Source organism: Chromatiaceae bacterium (genome assembly GCA_024235395.1).
In the GTDB taxonomy this organism is placed as follows: domain Bacteria; phylum Pseudomonadota; class Gammaproteobacteria; order Chromatiales; family Chromatiaceae; genus Thiosocius.
This window is the reverse complement of record JACKMK010000004.1, coordinates 753,601-770,822: the sequence shown is the minus strand read 5'-3', so window position 1 is coordinate 770,822 and position 17,222 is coordinate 753,601. Positions and strand designations below refer to the sequence as shown.

At 60.1% G+C, this 17,222-nt stretch carries 17 protein-coding genes; 13 read left to right on the top strand and 4 right to left on the bottom strand.

Features of this window, described 5'->3' with window-relative positions:
* Positions 1–7: 7 nt before the first annotated feature.
* Positions 8–1,048 carry an efflux RND transporter periplasmic adaptor subunit gene (locus H6955_21985; GenBank protein ID MCP5316242.1) on the bottom strand — a complete coding sequence of 347 codons (1,041 nt, stop codon included), beginning with the start codon at positions 1,046–1,048 and terminating at the stop codon, positions 8–10.
* A 42-nt stretch (positions 1,049–1,090) separates the two neighbouring features.
* Here H6955_21985 and H6955_21980 point away from each other — a divergent pair, with 42 nt between their 5' ends.
* A complete protein-coding gene (locus tag H6955_21980) occupies positions 1,091–1,351 on the top strand; it encodes a hypothetical protein (protein MCP5316241.1) in 261 nt (86 codons plus the stop codon).
* Positions 1,352–1,701: 350 nt separating this feature from the next.
* Here the strand turns inward: H6955_21980 and H6955_21975 are convergent, their stop codons facing one another.
* Complete coding sequence (locus H6955_21975) at positions 1,702–3,117, bottom strand: TolC family protein (GenBank protein ID MCP5316240.1); 1,416 nt, start codon at positions 3,115–3,117, stop codon at positions 1,702–1,704.
* 300 nt (positions 3,118–3,417) lie between these two features.
* Here H6955_21975 and H6955_21970 point away from each other — a divergent pair, with 300 nt between their 5' ends.
* The gene (locus H6955_21970; protein MCP5316239.1) at positions 3,418–3,639 is read left to right on the top strand and encodes a hypothetical protein; all 222 of its coding nucleotides are present in this window, start codon (positions 3,418–3,420) and stop codon (positions 3,637–3,639) included.
* Between the two features lie 142 nt (positions 3,640–3,781).
* On the opposite strand, the gene H6955_21965 is transcribed toward H6955_21970, so the two are convergent.
* A complete protein-coding gene (locus H6955_21965) occupies positions 3,782–4,234 on the bottom strand; it encodes a Cd(II)/Pb(II)-responsive transcriptional regulator (GenBank protein MCP5316238.1) in 453 nt (150 codons plus the stop codon).
* Positions 4,235–4,333: 99 nt separating this feature from the next.
* On the opposite strand from H6955_21965, the gene H6955_21960 reads away from it, so the two are divergent.
* The 6 genes from H6955_21960 (at position 4,334) to H6955_21935 (ending at position 10,208) form a co-directional block, all read left to right on the top strand.
* The gene (locus tag H6955_21960; protein MCP5316237.1) at positions 4,334–5,005 is read left to right on the top strand and encodes a cation transporter; all 672 of its coding nucleotides are present in this window, start codon (positions 4,334–4,336) and stop codon (positions 5,003–5,005) included.
* Positions 5,006–5,452: 447 nt separating this feature from the next.
* Entirely contained in the window at positions 5,453–5,905 is a 453-nt protein-coding gene (locus H6955_21955; protein ID MCP5316236.1) for a TIGR03757 family integrating conjugative element protein, read from the top strand.
* Between the two features lie 11 nt (positions 5,906–5,916).
* The gene (locus H6955_21950; protein ID MCP5316235.1) at positions 5,917–6,930 is read left to right on the top strand and encodes a TIGR03756 family integrating conjugative element protein; all 1,014 of its coding nucleotides are present in this window, start codon (positions 5,917–5,919) and stop codon (positions 6,928–6,930) included.
* 62 nt (positions 6,931–6,992) lie between these two features.
* A complete protein-coding gene (locus tag H6955_21945) occupies positions 6,993–8,279 on the top strand; it encodes an integrating conjugative element protein (protein MCP5316234.1) in 1,287 nt (428 codons plus the stop codon).
* On the top strand, positions 8,263–8,646 hold the full coding sequence (locus tag H6955_21940) for a hypothetical protein (GenBank protein MCP5316233.1): 384 nt from the start codon (positions 8,263–8,265) through the stop codon (positions 8,644–8,646). The genes H6955_21945 and H6955_21940 overlap by 17 nt, the downstream gene beginning before the upstream one ends.
* Positions 8,643–10,208, top strand: a complete 1,566-nt coding sequence (locus H6955_21935; GenBank protein ID MCP5316232.1) for a conjugal transfer protein TraG N-terminal domain-containing protein — start codon at positions 8,643–8,645, stop codon at positions 10,206–10,208. The genes H6955_21940 and H6955_21935 overlap by 4 nt, the downstream gene beginning before the upstream one ends.
* A 9-nt stretch (positions 10,209–10,217) precedes the next feature.
* On the opposite strand, the gene H6955_21930 is transcribed toward H6955_21935, so the two are convergent.
* A complete protein-coding gene (locus tag H6955_21930; GenBank protein MCP5316231.1) occupies positions 10,218–10,709 on the bottom strand; it encodes a hypothetical protein in 492 nt (163 codons plus the stop codon).
* Here H6955_21930 and H6955_21925 point away from each other — a divergent pair.
* From H6955_21925 to H6955_21905, 5 genes are all read left to right on the top strand, one after another.
* Positions 10,699–10,884, top strand: a complete 186-nt coding sequence (locus H6955_21925; GenBank protein MCP5316230.1) for a type II toxin-antitoxin system Phd/YefM family antitoxin — start codon at positions 10,699–10,701, stop codon at positions 10,882–10,884. The genes H6955_21930 and H6955_21925 overlap by 11 nt on opposite strands.
* A 149-nt stretch (positions 10,885–11,033) precedes the next feature.
* Positions 11,034–12,190 (top strand): IS3 family transposase gene (locus H6955_21920; GenBank protein ID MCP5316229.1). Its coding sequence is split into 2 segments (ribosomal slippage): positions 11,034–11,274 and positions 11,274–12,190, totalling 1,158 coding nucleotides; the frame shifts between segments, so codons are not numbered across the junction.
* 30 nt (positions 12,191–12,220) lie between these two features.
* Positions 12,221–13,579 carry an N-6 DNA methylase gene (locus tag H6955_21915; protein ID MCP5316228.1) on the top strand — a complete coding sequence of 453 codons (1,359 nt, stop codon included), beginning with the start codon at positions 12,221–12,223 and terminating at the stop codon, positions 13,577–13,579.
* Positions 13,576–14,841, top strand: coding sequence for a restriction endonuclease subunit S (locus H6955_21910; GenBank protein MCP5316227.1), 1,266 nt, complete (start codon positions 13,576–13,578; stop codon positions 14,839–14,841). Before H6955_21915 ends, H6955_21910 begins: the two co-directional genes overlap by 4 nt.
* A complete protein-coding gene (locus tag H6955_21905) occupies positions 14,838–17,222 on the top strand; it encodes a DEAD/DEAH box helicase family protein (GenBank protein ID MCP5316226.1) in 2,385 nt (794 codons plus the stop codon). The genes H6955_21910 and H6955_21905 overlap by 4 nt, the downstream gene beginning before the upstream one ends.

Genomic DNA, 17,222 nt, shown 5'->3' with positions numbered 1-17,222 from the left:
TTCGCTCCTAGTGCACGTGTCCGGCGTGTTCGAGTGCCGCGCGATTGGTCTCGGCCTTCAACGCCAGCACGTTGTTGGCGGCATAACGCTCGCCCTCGGCCAGGCCGTCGATGATCTCCACGGCTGCCGGTGTCGCCCGTCCCTGGCGGACTTTGCGTGATTCGAAGCCGCCATCGGTCTGCACGAACACCACGGTCTCGCCGTCCAACTCAGTCAGCGCCGAGTGAGGTACCACGATGGTCGCCGTCTCGCGGCCAGTCTCGATCAGGCCGGAGACGAACAGGCCGGGGCGCCAGTCGGCATGGGGGTTCTCCAGCACGACCCGCGCCGTTGCAGTGCGGGTGGTCTCGTCCAGGGCCGGGCTGACGAAAGCGACGGTGCCCTGGGCATCGGGGATGCCGCTGCTGAACTGGATTGTCACCGGCATATCGGCCCGCACCTGTGCCAGATCACGCTGGTACACGGTGAGGTTGACCCACACCGACGACAGGTCGGCAACGACGAACGGCGCATCTGCCGTTTCCAGCCCGACCACCTCGCCGATGGTGATATGCCGCTGCGTCACGATGCCGCTCAACGGGGCGCGCAGCTCATAGATGCTGAAGTCCTTGTCTTCGATCGCGGCGGTCTGTGTCACCTGCTCGCGGGAATAGCCCAGCGCGAACAGGGCGTTCACTGCCTGGGTACGTTCGATATCGGCCTCACGATAGGCTTGCCGCGCCGCGGCAGCAGCTCGAGTCGTACCGACCTTGTCTGAGAGCAGCCGTTTTTCGCGCCCAAGATTCTCCCGTGCCAGTTCAAGCTTAGCGACGGCGGCCAGGTATTCGCTGCGTGCTGCGGCCAGTTCACGGCTGGCAAGTACCGCCATGATTTGGCCCGCCACCACACGATCACCGACGGACACGTAGACTTGCTGCACTCGGCCAGCCACCATCGGGCTCACATGGGCAATCCGATCGGTGTTGTAGACCACCTCGCCCGGCAGCCGCACGGTGCGCCCGATGCTGCCGCCGGACGCCACCCGCACCTCGATGCCGAACTCTTGCATCACCGCCGGCGTCAGGCGGATCGGGCCCTCCTCGTCATGATCATGACCCGCGTGATCGTCGTCACCGGCGCCGGCAGCGGCGCCATGCTGGCTGTCAGCGTGCTCCGCATGGTCATGCGCTGCATGTTCGTCTTTGGCGTGCTCCGCATGGCCATCATCGCCCTCGGCGTGATCGTGCCCGGAGTGATTGTCTTCAGAGTGCTTGGCGCGATCGTGATCACCTTCGGCATGGTCATGCCCTGCGTGTTCGTCGTCAGCGTGCTCCGCATGGTCATCATCGCCCTTGGTGTGATCGTGCCCTGAGTGATCGTCTCCGGAATGCTCAGTGTGATCGTGTTCGCCTTCGGCATCCTTTGCGTGATCATGATCGTCATCCGCATGATCGTGCTCGCCCTCGGGGTGGTCATGCCCAGCGTGCGCATCTTCGGCGTGCTTTGACTGGTCGCGATCATCCTTTGCATGGTCATGCTCGGTATGACCGTCTTCGCCGTGTTTCTCATGATCAGCGTCAGTGTGATCATCGTGTCCGTGTTCGCTATCTGTTGCACGATGCTTGTCGACGGGTGTTGCGGGTGCCGACCAGAGCCGTTGAACGGGATCGGCCGTACTCAAGCCGACGAGCAGCAGGAACACGCCCAGGGTGGTTCGGATCTTCATCGTTGGTCTCCGGCATGGTTGTCGGAATCTGAATCTGCACGGGCCCCGAGATCGGCCAGCGGCCGGCCAATGAGCCCTTCAATCTCGGTCACTGCGAGGTGGTAACCGGTCAGCGCATCGAGGTATTCGGTACGCAGCTCCATTAGGGTGCGCTCGGCGTCGAGGACATCGATTAGGGCCAGATCGCCGCTTTCGAATGCCCGCCGGGTGAACCTAAACGCTTCGTTCGCCGGAGGCAGCGCGATGTCGCGAATGGCCATCGCCTCGTCGAAGCTCCCCGCCATGCGTGCGTAGGCCCGTGAGAGAGCGACCTCCACGCGTCGTTCTGCCGCCCGGCGTTGTTCCACCGCCGCGTTGGCGCTCAAACGGGCGGCCAGCACGTCACCCTGGCGGCGGTCGAACAAGGGGAGTGGCAACGAAATGCCCAGCACCAACGCATTGGCATCGTCGGCGTTATCGTGCTTGACGCCAGCACGCACGGTGAGGTCCGGTGTGGCCTCGGCCTCTGCCAACGCAGCCTCAGCGCGGCGGGCACTGATCTCCACCGCCCAACGCGCAACCTGTGGGTTGGCGCTGACCAGCGCCGCCAATTGTTCTGGCGATGGCGGGGCGCGAAGCTCGTCGAGAGAACCCTCGGCGAGACCGAAACTCGCCTCGGGAGCTGCCCACATCAGCGCCAGCTGTCGTCGCGCCGCCTGATGCTGCCGCTCGGCCCGTTTCAGCCGTACCTGCGCGGTGGCGACTGGCACGCTGGATCTCGCGGCATCGATGGGAGGCGCGTCGCCGGCGCGGATGCGCCTGTCGGTGGCGTTGCGCACCTGCTCAGCGAGGGTCAGTTCCTCGCGTGCCAGCGCGAGCTGGCGTTGTGCGCCCAGTAGCACCAAGTAGTTTTCAGTGACCTTGCTGAGTACTTCCAGGCGCGCCGCTTCGTAGTCCCAACCGGCCAGCTGAGCCTGCAGGCCTGCCAGTTCGCGCCGCCGTTCTATGTCGCCGCCGAGGGGAAAGGTCTGCGCCAGACTGAGCGTGGTTTCGAGCGACCGGGTACCGGAGAAATCCTTACTGCCGGCAAAATTCTCGAACTCGGCCTCGAGTTCCGGATTCGGCCGCAGGCCGGCCTGCAGCACACGCGCCTCGGCTGCGCGTACCTCCCAGGCGTAGGCATTCAGCTCAGGATGGTGTTCCAGTGCCAACGCCAGTGCTTGACGCAGTGTGATCGCGCCGGTTGGCTGCGGTGGCCGTGGGCGTTCATCGCCGGTTTCCGCCTCGTAGACGGCCGGTGGGCGATTAATCCCCAGCTCCTGTCCCAACGGCAGGACTGGTGGCCAGGCCATATCTCCGACAACCGGTTGCTGGGCGCAACCGCTCATCCCCAGCGCCGCGATGGCCGCGGCGTAGCAGTACCTGAGGTACATGCGCAAACTCCTGTTTCTCGTTCTGCTAGGGCAGCGAGGTCCCTGCGTACTCAAGGCGAGCGAGCGATCGTAGTCGGTAGAGTCCCAATCGGGTGCTTTGCCGAAAGGTATGAAGATCGCCGCGCGCATGAACCGCCACGGCCTGTCACGCACATGGTGCGTACAGCTACGGCGATCTGCGGTACTGGCTCAGGACTGCGGGGGTCTCAGGGGAGGGGGGCTTGATTGACTGACAAAAAGTCTACGGGACGATGGCGTTTGCGGTGCGGAATCTGTGTCCGGCAGCGACGAACGCAACGATTGATCGATCCCGACCAGGTGGCTGCCGCCATGGCAGCAATGATCGTCGGTGTGGCTGTGCTTGTCGGGAAGCGGCGCGGAGTCGGATACATCGACGAGGCGTTCCGGTTGCGAAACATCCACAGCATGCGAATCGAAGGCCCAGGCGGTCGAAAGACTCACCAGGCACAACACGATCACGGCAGCAATGGATTTTCGGAACTTCAGCATCGGCTGGCTTGAAACAGCTGTTACGTTCAAAAAATAATGGCTCGATGATAGAGAGATCGGGATTGCTTTGCAATGCGCTACCGTCCTGGGGTCATATCCGAACCCTGATCCGCGTGGCCGGGGACAGCCTAAATGGCATGTCGCAGACCTCAGGCTAAACGGGATCTTTAGTTTTGCCCCGCTGGCGTGGATGGCAAACGCAGCTGTCACCCTGTGCGGCGGCCACCAATTCGTGCAGGATGCCGCACTCGGCCGATGACGTCTTGGACGTGCATTGGGTGCGCAGTGACTGAAGCTGCTTCTCCAGGGTATGCAGATCGTTGATGCGTTCCTGCACCCGGGCAAGCTGTTCGTCAACCAATCGGTTCGCGTCCTGGCAATCCGCGCTGGGGTGCGCCAGCAGATCCAGCAGTTGTCGTACATCGTCCAGCGGCATGTCCAGGGCGCGACAGTGGCGAATGAATGCCAATCGCTCCAGGTGCGCGATGCCGTAGTCCCGGTATCCATTGGGCCGGCGCGGCGGCAGTGGCAGCAGGCCTGCTTTCTCGTAATAGCGCACGGTATCGACCTTGATGGCGGCACGTTCTGCCAGTTCACCGATCCGCATATTGTGTTTCTCCATTGCCCTCGACATACAAGTATTGACCATGGAGTGACTCCAGGGTTTCAAATACCTCATATGGAAATCTGTAGGAGGTGAGAACTCATGGCCGGCTGTTGTGAGGGACATTGCACAACCACGGAAGCGCCTGTCGACCCCCGGTTTCGTAAGGCCCTGTGGGTCGCCTTGTGGGTCAACACGCTGATGTTCGGGGTCGAGATCGTCGGCGGCCTGCACGCCGGGTCGGTCTCGCTGCTGGCAGACGCCGTGGATTTTGCCGGCGACGCCGCCAACTATGCGCTGTCGCTGAGCGTTTTGTCGCTGGGTCTCCTGTGGCGCGCCCGGGCGGCATTGGTCAAGGGCGTGACGATGGCCGTATACGGTTTGCTCGTGCTGGCCAAGACCGGGTGGTCCGCCGCCTTCGGTGTCCCACCGGAGGCCTACACCATGGGTGCCATCGGCATGCTGGCCCTGATTGCCAACCTGAGCATCGCGGTGATGCTGTACCGCTTTCGGGACGGGGACGCGAACATGCGTTCCGTCTGGCTGTGCAGCCGGAACGACGCGATCGTGAATCTGGCGATCATTCTGGCTGCCCTTGGCGTGCTGGGATCGGGTACGCGTTGGCCCGACCTGCTTGTCGCAGCCGTCGTTTCCGGACTTGCCCTGGCGTCGGCCCGTACCGTGATTCGCCAGGCGCGCGACGAAATCGCCATGGCAAACCGCGTACCCCGAGCCCTCGAGATACCGATCACTATTGACGACAGCGTTCAGTAGGAGGAGATCGCTGCTGACCTGTGCTGCGGTCGGTGGCGTGACATCACCGGCGCTGGGTAGCCACCCGTGCAGATGGTTGCCGGTGATTGAGCCTGCTTTGCGGAATGACTGAAGACTGTCGCTTTGACTGGTTTCACCGTCGCGAACATTACAACGACAGGGCTGCACGCAGCACGGATGTACCGCTGGAGGGACATAACAGGCCGAGCGTCGTTCGGCGTGGTCCTGAGAACCACGCCTCAATGAGTGATTCGCAATTGTTTGCTTCTGCCAACGCAATCGGCCTGGGATACTTGAAGCATCCTTGCATGGCCGCTTCAGGCGCGTTGTATATCGTTTTGCCGGATCCATAGAAAACCGCGTCCGACATGGCACCGGTTTCCTCTTCCCCTGTTTTCTTCCCATAGCGACGATGCCCCCTATCGTTCCGCGAGCCAAGAAGAAAACATGCCCGCTTCATTCCGCGCACTTTCCGGACTGACGCTCTTCGGACCTCTGGTCTTCAGTGCGCTCGTTGTTGCGGGCAACGCGCTGAGCATTGAAGTGTTCACGACAAGCGATCACCTGGTTACTGACGCGGACCAGGAGCGACTCCGTGCAGCGGTGGTCACGATCTACGCCGTTGATGGTCTTGGTCGATTCCAGTCAAAGCTATCCGAAGGCCTCCCAGATGATCCCGAAGCCGCAAAGGTGGCAGCGCTGCATCGTGTTCAGCAACTCGATAATGCCCACATGGAACCGGCCAAGAACGCCGCGATCGGTCTGGCCAAGGCCGTTCAGTACGGCATCGACCGCTATCCGGCTGTCGTGTTCGACGGACGAGTCGTCGTCTACGGCGTGACGGATCTGGTCGAGGCGCTTGACCGTTACGAAGCCTGGGAACAGGAGGTCGCACGGTGAGGCTCCATGGGCTGGCAGGCCTCATCCTGGTTCTGACGCTCCACTTATCTGCCGCGAGCCATGCTGCAACGATCACGACCCCTGACATCGTCGCCCAGACTACAGCGGCGACCTTCACCTGCATGCGCTGGATGCCGGTAGGCGTCTGTTTCTGGCTGCGCTGCTCGTGGCGCGGCTGCCGCGTGCGCACCTCGCTCAAAGTCGGCCACTACAACCCGGATCTGGTGGTCAGTGCTTACAACGAACTCGGCGGCAATCCGTGGGCCGAGATCCGCGCGACGCTCGGGCTTGCGCAGAAGACAGCGGCCAGCGGGTTGTTGGGGACGCTGCTGCCGGTACCCATCGATAGCGCCGGCAACCGTACCGAGGGGACCGGCGACCGGCAGGATCACCGCAATCTCGTGTTCCGCGAGACCGATGCGATTGGCCATCCGCTGAGTTCGCTGTCCGGCGTCGTCGCCGGCGTGGGGCTGTTGTGCGAATCCCAGGCGACCAGCTTTGTGCCGTACTTTCAGTCAGGCCTGGATGCGCTGGCCTGGCGCCAGGAGGTCCCGGAAATCTTCTATCCGGCGAGCCTGATCCCAGGGCTTCGCGAAGTGGGGATTTGGCCACTGCAGACCTGGGGCAGCGTACATCCGCGCACCGGTTGGACGACCCAGGCAGAAGAGCCCAAGGCCGCCGCCCTCAACGCGCAGCGTGCCGGTGACATCGTGACCCGCACCGGGCAGCCCCACATCTACCTGCCGCTCGGCGGATCCGGCTCCGGCAGGCAGCGCGTCTGGCCTCCCGGTGCGCTGATCGAGAAGGATGCCCGCACCGGCACCTGGCAGATGCTTACCCCGCGCCCGGAGGCGAGCTGCGACGTGTTTGGTGGCAATGACCTGGCAAGCCTCAGCGGATGGGGTGGTGGCCGTGTCGATGCGGCCGGCGACTACGTCTGGAACCTGTGGCGGCCCTACCAGTGCTGCAGCCGCCGCGGTCAGTGGTTCCTGTTCGACATCAACTGGATTGCCTACCCGCCATGAAAACGAATGCGAGCCACAACCGGCACCGTATCGCCCTCGCTGTCCTGTGCGCGACCCTGCACATGGCTGGGGCGCGCGCCGCGCAGGCCCCGACGGAGGACAGCCTCTGGTACTACGAGATCGGCGGCGCGGAGCCCGTGTCGGCCCCGGCCAATCCGTCCGTGGTATCGGTGACCCTCGGTGGCTCGGCCCAGCTCGGACTCGGCTACAGCTGCGGCAAGTTCGATCCGGTACTCGCGGTGACCAACACCCTGAACAACATCAAGTCCGGGGCCGACAACATGATGAATGCCATGACAGCGGCGGCTTCTTCTGCGATTGCCGCACTGCCGGCGCTGATCCTGCAGCGCGCCAATCCCGGCCTCTATGACCTGTTCCAGAACGCGCTGCTCAAGGCAGAAGAGACCATGCAGCTCGCGACCAAGTCCTGCGAGCAGATGGAGGCCGAAATCGCGCAGGGCAAGAATCCGTATGCCGACCTGATCACGCTGTCCAAGGGCAATGACTGGAAGGTGCAGATGGGCATCGGTGGCAACGACGCCGTGACGGCCAAAGATTCCGTGGAGACCTCGAACGGTGACAATGGCGTGCCGTGGATTGGGGGCCAGGCGGGTGGGGCGGGGCAGCCGGTGCTCCAGTTCACTGGCGACATCGTCAAGGCTGGCTACAACGTCAACATGAATCGCCCGGTGACGGCGGCCGGTCCGATACCACCGGCTGCCGCGACTCGGTTGTCCGAGATCTGGTCGTCCCCCACGGATGCCAGGAACTGGGTGGTCGACGTCGTGGGTGAGAACATCGTCACCACCTGCGATACCTGTCGCAAGGACAGCATCCCGGGCACTGGGCTACTGCCCAAGCTGCATCAGGGATCGACGGCGGTAACTACGGACCTTCAGAATCTGGTCAGTGGAGTGACGCTACCGACGCTCGCCAATCTGGAAGCTATCACGGCACCCGGCATCGCCATCACCCGCCAGGTGATTGAGGCAATCCGCGAGATGCCGGCTACCGAGCAAGGCCTCATCGTTGGTCGGTTGGTGTCCGAAATCAGCACCGCCCGGACCGTGGAGAAGGCCCTGTATGCCCGTCGGCTGCTGCTCACCGGCCGCCAGATCCCGGAGGTGTATGCGACCGAGGTTGCGCGGGAGCACGCGGACGCGTCGATCGCCGAACTCGACAAAGAGATCGACAGCCTGCTGTTCGAGACACGGGTACGCCGGGAAGTGGTCTCCGATACGGTCGCCGTCCTGCTGCAGCGCGCTGCGGCACGTCGGCAATCGTCGCTCCAGGTGCCGCAGGTGTCCCCGGTGGACCCGAGACCGCTCAGCCATGGCCGCGTCCAGTAAAGCCGTGGCTGTGCCTAGGAGCGGACTCCTTGGCCTCTCGGTGTTGGTTGTCGTTCTGGCGGCTGGCATCGGTGTCCTGCTGTGGCAGGCCGTCGAGCTGTCTTCCATGGCACAGGTTGCCGCGCGGGTAGACGAACTCAAACCGATCGCAAGGGGTATCCGGCTGGCGCTCATCGGTCTGGTGGCCGCCCTATGGCCCTGGCTGATTGGCCTGGCAAACCGTGCCGGTCGCATCGACGAACAACAGCGCGACGATCTACTGGCGCAGCGCTGGCGGCTTTTGGGATGGCTTCTGGTCATTGAGTTGGTGCTCGGGCAAGACCTACTCGCGCGGTTCTTCGCCGCCACGAAAGGAGCCGTCGGATGAGCGTCGACAGCTACCTCGAACTCTTCACGACGCTGTTCGGCTGGACTTTCTACGGGGTGCTGTGGGACGTCCTCGTGGCCACCGGCATCGTCTATCTGCCGTTTCTCGGCATCCTGATCGACAATTGGCGTGAACCGGCCGAGGGCGGTCAGTTTGGTACCGTGACCGGTCTCTCTCTGCGCCGCATGGAGATCGAACTCTTCATCGCGCTGCTGGTGGTGGTCCTCGCCGGACAACCGGCAGCGTTGACGCCGCTCAACGCCGGTACCCTGAGCTACACGCCGCCACCGACCCTGGACAACCCAACCCCTGCGACGGCGACTGTGGCCGCACCCCAGAGCACCTTCGGTGCCACGGGATTTACCGGCTCACCGGCTACGGTCAACATCCCGGTCTGGTGGTATGCGGTGCTCGCGATGACTTCGGGCTTCAACCATTCAGTCGTCGAGGGCCTACCGGCCACCAATGATCTACGTACCTTCGAGCAGCAGGCGAGACTGGCCACCATCGAAGATCCGCGCCTTCGCCAGGAGACGAGCGATTTCTTCAGCGAGTGCTACGTGCCGGCACGTTCCAAATACCAGGCTGAGCAGTTGGCGACCCCGGCCGTCGCTGCAAGCTTGGCGACGTACGGGAACGACGATCCGGACTGGATGGGGTCGCATGTCTACCGGAACACGGCGGGTTACTACGATACGCTGCGCCCGACCAAGCAGATTCCCGGCTGGGCTTATAACGCTGCACGCGATACCGAATACGATCCCGCCTCGCCGCCGACGTGGGGGAAACCGACCTGCAAGCAGTGGTGGGAAGACGGCGCGATCGGCCTTCGGCAGAAACTCATCGACGAGGCCGACTCCACCTCGGCCGGCTTCTCGGGCCTTGTAGTGGCGGTCGCCCCGGCTCTGGCTAGCGAGCAACAGGAGGATGCGGTTGCCAGGACCGTCCTCACCAACTCGCCACCCGTATGGTCGAGCAACGACTTGGTAGCGAACAACAGTGGCAGTACGGGGCTCGTCGGCTCTGCGGAGAATATCGTCAAGGGCGGGCTGGCAGCGGGTGGCGTGGTTGCTGCGTCGGCCATGTTCTCGGTCACGATGACCGCGGTGCTTCAGGCCCTGCCGATGGTCCAGGCACTGCTGCTGCTCGGCATCTACGCCTTGCTGCCCATGGTCGTCGTACTGTCGCGGTACTCTCTGTCCATGATGGTGATTGGGGCCATGGCGATATTCACCGTGAAGTTCTGGAGCGTGCTCTGGTACCTGGCCATGTGGGTGGATCAGAACCTCATCCAGTCCATGTATCCAGACGTGAACGTCTTCCTGCAGCTGTTCGCGAACCCCGGTGAACACGACGTCAAGCGCATGCTGCTCAATATGATCACGACCAGCCTTTACCTGGGACTGCCGTTGCTTTGGAGTGGGATGATGGCGTGGGCGGGGACGAACATTGGACGTTCAATTGACAATGCGGCAAACCCATTGCGGGCACCCGGGCAGGAGTCTGGAAAACAGGGAGGTGCCCTTGGTAAGGGGGTGGTCAGTAAAGGGGCGAAGCGCTAAACGGGATATTTAATCCTTCCCGTACCATCCGTAGGGATCGGTACCGTCATCTAGCTTTCCGGTCCGATAGTTCAGTGTGCCACCTGTGTACGCACCTGCGGATACATCCTCTTCCTCTTCTTCTTCATCGCTTGTGTCAGCAGCCGCAAAAAGATCTCGAAGGGTGCCGAGCAATGCAAATGCAATCCCGACGGCAGCGCCGCCGACATAGAGCGGCAGCTCTCCGGCTTTCAAAATTGCGTTTCGTTTCATCGGTCCAAGCATAGGCGACGGCCCCCATTGCAACAAACCTATTCCACAAGTTTCTGATCTCGCTCGTGTAAGACCGGGATGCCCGAGGAAATTTTCTAGGGCGGTCCACCACTGTTCCGTCAGCAGAACTCGACGAACGAATCGCCACTGGATGCGGTTGTATTTCTCGAAACAAAGCGATTGCGTGCCTGCCAAAATTTGGCCATTATGGCTCAAATGGCTACTAGAGGATGTGCCCGTGAAATCCATGTCCGCGAAAGACGCCAAGAACGGATTTGGACGGCTTCTGGATACTGCCCGCGCCGAACCCGTGACCATCGAGAAGCACGGTCGGCCAGTCGTTGTCGTGATGAGCATTGAAGAATTCGAGCGGCTCCAGGTCGCTGGCCAAAACCGCCGGGCGGAAGACCGCCCCGTGAACTAGAGAACGAGGGACCATGTTCGAACAGACTTTCAAGAATATCGATGACGTTCTCTGGAAAGAGGCTGGCTGCACGACGGAGCTTGAGGGTTCTACCCCATTAACACGGACACTTCCAAAAAGCCCGATAATGGGCAGAAAGGAGTGTTCATATGTCGAAGAGAAGAAAGTTCAGCCCGGAGTTCAAACAGGGCGCCGTTGAGCAAGCCAGACAGCCTGGCGTCAGTTGTGCGCAGGTCGCCCGTGAGCTGGGTATCGGCGCCAATCTGCTGACCCGCTGGAAGCGAGAAGCCGATGCTGAGGGCCGTCATGCCTTCGGGGGATCCGGCAATCCCAGGGATGAAGAAGTCGCGCGACTCAAGCGCGAACTGGCGCGCGTGAAAAAGGAACGGGATTTTTTGCGCGATGCGGCAACGTTCTTCGCCAAGGAATCCTCCTGAGATACCAGGCGATCCAGCGTTGTCGCGATAAGTTTCCCGTTCGAATGATGTGTCGGCTTCTGAAAGTGTCGCCCAGTGGTTACTACGACTGGGAAGGTCGACCGCCCAGTGCGCGTCAGATCGACAATGAGCGCCTGCTGAAGCGGATCCGAGAGGTCCACGAGGACAGCCAAGGCGTGATTGGCGCGCCGCGCATGCATGAGGATCTGACCGAGGAAGGCGAGACCGCCAGCAAGAATCGGATTGCCCGCCTGATGGCCGTCAATGGCCTGCAGGGTTGGCCGCGCAAGAAGAAGCGGGGCCAACGCGGCAAGCCAGGCTTGCCACCACCAGGCATCCGCAATCATCTCGAGCGGGACTTCACGGCCTTGGAACCGGAAAGCAAATGGGTCACGGATATCACCGAGCTGAAGACGGATGAAGGCAAGCTCTTCTTGTGCGTCGTCATCGACCTTTTCAGCAAGCTCGTGATCGGTTGGTCGATGCACCATCGACAGGATCGCCAGATGGTCATCCGGGCCGTTGAGATGGCCGTCTGGCAGCGCCAGGGCGGCTGGTCAGTGGTCTTGCACTCCGATCGTGGCAGTCAGTTTCGGAGCGGCGACTACCAACGGTTCCTGCAGCGAAACACGCTGATCTGTTCCATGAGCGCCGTTGGCCACTGTGGTGACAACGCAGCCTGCGAAGGATTCTTCGGTATGCTCAAGCGTGAACGCACAAACCACCGGCGTTACCGTACCCGAGACGAGATCAGCGCTGATGTATTCAATTACATCGAGCGATTCCACAACCCGAGAATGCGGCGTAGAGTCGCGAGAAAGGATCAGGCGTTTTCCGCCTTTTTAAAACCGTCCGTGGAGACGGGGTAGAACCCTGATTACACCGAGCAGACCTCATGGATGCTCTTCCTTAAATACCTGGATGATCTGGAGCAGGAGCGGGCCATGGAGGCCGAACTGGTCGGCAAGGACTACGCCTTCATCATTGATGCCCCGCACCGCTGGTCAAGCTGGGCGGCTCCCAAGAAGGCGGATGGTTCCTTCGATCACGATAAGGCGCTCACCGGTGACGACCTGATCGACTACGTCAACCGCGATCTGTTTCCCTACCTGCAGGGGTTCAAAGACCGGGCAACAAGCCCCGACACGATCGAATACAAGATCGGTGAGATCTTCGGTGAGATCAAAAACAAGTTCCAAAGCGGCTATTCGCTTCGAGACGCCCTTGAACTGATGGATGGGCTCCGGTTCCGCTCGCAAAAGGAAAAGCACGAGCTCTCCCATCTCTACGAAGCCAAGATCAAGAATATGGGCAATGCCGGGCGTAACGGCGGTGAGTACTACACGCCGCGCCCTCTGATCCGCGCTATGGTCCAGGTGGTCAATCCCAAGATCGGCGAGCGCATCTATGACGGCGCAGCCGGGTCTGCCGGGTTCTTGTGCGAGGCCCATGACTATTTGCGTAAAGGGGAGCTCACCACCAGCCAGTTGCAAGCGCTCCAGACCAGAACCTTCTACGGCAAGGAGAAGAAGAGTCTGGCCTACGTGATTGCGATCATGAATATGATCCTGCACGGCATCGACGCGCCGAACATTATCCACACCAACACGCTGGCGGAGAACCTGGCAGATATTCAGGACAAGGACCGGTTCGACGTGATCCTGGCTAATCCGCCTTTTGGCGGCAAGGAGCGCAAGGAAGTCCAGCAAAACTTCCCGATCAAGACCGGCGAGACGGCCTTTCTGTTCCTCCAGCACTTCATCAAGTACCTGAAAGCCGGGGGCAGGGCGGCGGTCGTCATCAAGAACACGTTCCTCTCGAATTCCGACAACGCTTCGAAAGCTCTGCGGAAGGAGCTCCTGGAAAGCTGCAACCTGCACACCGTGCTGGATTGCCCGAGCGGGACATTCCTCGGGGCGGGTGTGAAGACCGTTGTGCTGTTTTTCGACAAGGGCGCACCGACGCGGAAGATTTGGTACTACCAACTCGATCCTGGGCGGTCTCTTGGCAAGACCAATGCTCTGAATGATGATGATTTGAAGGAGTTTGTGGAGCTGCAGGTCAGCTCTGCAAATTCTAAGAAGTCTTGGTCCGTGGACGTCGCGGATATCGATCCCGCGACGTTCGACTTGTCGGTGAAAAATCCGAACAAGGCCGAAGAAGCGCCACTGCGCGAGCCGGAAGAGATCATCGCCGAGATGGTTGCGCTGGATGCGGAAAGTGCCGAAATCCTCGAAGGCATCCGGGGGATGCTATGACGACGGGGTGGGAAAATAAGCCGCTCGGAGAAGTCTGCAATATTGTCGGGGGAGGAACCCCGTCGAAGGCAAACAGTTCATACTATGGTGGCGATATTCCGTGGGCTACCGTACGCGATATGAGGGAAGAGCTGTTATCCACGACAGAATGCAGGATTTCAAATGAAGCTGTCGCTCACAGTGCTACAAATATTATTCCCAGAAACAATGTCGTAATCGCGACGCGAGTAGGGCTTGGAAAGGTATGTATCCTCGCGCAAGACACGGCTATCAATCAGGATTTGCGAGGTGTCGTACCGAAGAATAAAAAATACCTTGACGTGCGGTTTCTATTTCGCTGGTTTCAGAGCATTAGTAAGGTGATTGAGTCTGAAGGAACAGGCTTAACTGTGAAGGGCGTCAAGCTCCCTTTCGTAAAGTCTTTGAAGGTGCCAGTCCCACCGCTTTCAGAACAAAAACGCATTGTTGCCATTCTCGATGAAGCGTTCGAGGGGATTGTGACTGCGACCGCTAATGCCGAAAAGAACCTCGCAAATGCCCGCGAGCTATTTGAGAGTTATCTGAATGCGGTCTTCTCCAACAAGGGAGAGGAGTGGGTAGATACAACGGTCGGACAGCTAGTGGATGATCAGATTCTGGAAAAGCCATTGGATGGCAATCATGGAGATACTCATCCCAAGAAGGCAGATTTTGTGCAGTCTGGTGTTCCATTCATAATGGCGTCAGATCTGGTGGCAGGCGAAGTTGACCAGATGCACTGCAATTTCTTAACGAGATCGCAAGCAGATTCGCTCCGGAAAGGGTTTGCAGTAGCTGGGGACGTTTTGCTTTCTCACAAGGGAACGATCGGTAGGGTCGCCGTACTACAAACATCTCACGATTACGTGATGCTGACACCGCAAGTCACGTATTATCGGATCAAGGATGGCAGGGTGCTCCATAATCGCTACCTCTACTACTTCTTCCAAAGTCCCAAGTTTCAAGACGAAATCTGCCATATTGCAGGTGCGGGATCGACTAGGGCCTATATCGGAATCACGAAACAACTAGAACTGAAGGTTTCGTATCCTGACTTCGATGTCCAAAGGCAAATAGCCAGAAGATTTGATGCATTGATTGCTGAAACCCGACGTCTTGAAACGATCTATCGGAAAAAGCTGGCCGAGCTCACTGAACTCAAGCAATCCCTTCTGCAAAAAGCCTTTGATGGAAAGTTAACGGCAGGGGCGGAAACAGCCATCAAGGAAGATGCCACCGCATGAATGAAGCCGAAACCCGCGCAGAGCTGATCGACCCCGCCTTGAAGGAAGCAGGCTGGGGCGTTGTCGACGGCAGCCGGGTGCGGCGTGAGGTCATCACACTGGGCCGTCTGCAGGGCGCAGGCAAGCGCGCCAAGCAGGACATCGCCGATTACGTCCTGTTCTATCGCGGCCAGAAGCTTGCCGTGATCGAGGCCAAACGCCGGGACCTGCCGGATACGGAAGGCGTGGGGCAGGCCAAGAAATACGCGGCCATGCTCCAGACCCGTTTCACCTATTCCACGAACGGCGTCGGCATCTATCAGATCGATATGCACACGGGCGCGGAAAACTATGTCGAGCGCTATCCGACGCCTGAAGAGCTATGGGCACAGACCTTTGCCGAAGAGAACGCGTGGCGGGATCGCTTTGGCGAGGTACCCTTCGAGGATAAGGGCGGGCAATGGCAGGCCCGTTATTACCAGCACAATGCGATCAACAACGCGCTGGAAGCCGTTGCTGCGGGGCAGGACCGTATTCTTCTAACCCTCGCGACGGGCACCGGCAAGACTTTCATCGCGTTCCAGCTTGCATGGAAGCTGTTTCACAGCCGTTGGAACATCACGCGTGAGCCCAGCCGCCGCCCCCGAGTTCTGTTCTTGGCCGACCGGAATATTCTGGCTGATCAGGCTTACAACGCCTTTTCGGCCTTCCCGGAAGATGCGCTGGTCCGTATTGACCCGGCGAGCATCCGCAAAAAGGGCAGGGTGCCGAAGAACGGCAGCATCTTCTTCACGATCTTTCAGACCTTCATGACGGGCCGGGATGCGGAAGGTAATCCCGCGCCAAGCTTTGGCGAGTATCCGCCCGACTTCTTTGACTTTATCGTGATTGATGAGTGCCATCGGGGCGGGGCGAATGATGAGAGCAACTGGCGCGGTATCTTGGAGTACTTCGCGCCTGCGGTGCAGCTGGGCCTGACCGCCACGCCCAAGCGCAAAGGCAACGTCGATACGTACGCGTATTTCGGGGAGCCGGTCTACATCTACTCGCTAAAAGAAGGGATCAATGACGGCTTCCTGACCCCCTTCAAGGTTAAGCAGATTGCGACAACCCTCGATGACTATGTTTATACCTCCGATGATCAGTTGATCGAGGGCGAGATTGAGGAGGGGAAGCGCTATACGGAAGATGACTTCAACCGTGTCATCGAGATCCGGGAGCGCGAAAAGTACCGCGTGAAGCTGTTCATGAACGCGATCGACCAGAGCCAGAAATCGCTCGTATTCTGCGCGACGCAAGAACATGCGCTTGCCGTGCGCGATCTGATCAATCAGATGAAAAACAGCCCGGACCCGAATTACTGCGTCCGGGTGACCGCGAATGACGGAGAGATCGGTGAGCAATTCCTGCGCACCTTCCAGGACAACGAGAAGACGATCCCAACCATCCTGACCACATCGCAGAAGCTCTCGACGGGCGTGGATGCCCGTAATGTGCGCAACATCATCCTGATGCGGCCCGTGAATTCGATGATCGAGTTCAAGCAGATCGTGGGACGCGGAACGCGGCTGTTTGATGGCAAGGACTATTTCACGATCTATGATTTCGTGAAGGCCTATGAGCATTTCAGTGACCCGGAGTGGGACGGTGAGCCCGTCGAGCCGGAACCCTGCGAGCGCTGCGGGAAGTACCCTTGTATCTGTGTGCGGGAACCGCCGGGACCTTGTCCTGTTTGTGGGCAGGTGCCTTGTGTTTGCGAAAAGCCTGGGCCGGAGCCATGCCCTGTTTGCGGCGAGTACCCCTGCATTTGCAAGAAGAAGGTCAAAGCCAGGATCAAACTGGCGGACGGCAAAGAACGCAGCATCCAGCATATGGTGGCAACAACCTTCTGGAGCCCCGAAGGAAAGCCCATGTCGGCCGCCGAATTTATCGAGCGGCTTTTCGGTGAGCTGCCGGAACTGTTCAAAGACGAGGATGAACTGCGCGCGCTCTGGAGTAATCCGGAGACCCGCAAGGCGTTGCTCGAAGCCTTAAGTGAAAAGGGCTATGGCGAAGATCAATTGGGTGAAATCCGCCGCATGATCGATGCGGAAAACAGCGACCTTTACGACGTTCTGGCCTATATCGCATTTGCCCTCGCGCCGATAACGCGCGCGGAACGCGTCGATACGCGCCGGGCACGGATTTTGGCGTCCTACGACGACAAGCTGCAGGCGTTCCTGGAGTTCGTGTTGGCGCAGTACGTCAGAGAGGGTGTGTCAGAGCTGGATCAGGACAAGCTGCCTGACTTGCTGGAGCTCAAATATCACGCGATCAGCGATGCGGCACACGAACTTGGCGGAGTAGCCAAGATCAGGGATGCGTTCGTTGGGTTTCAGAAGGTTCTTTACGAACAGTCATAG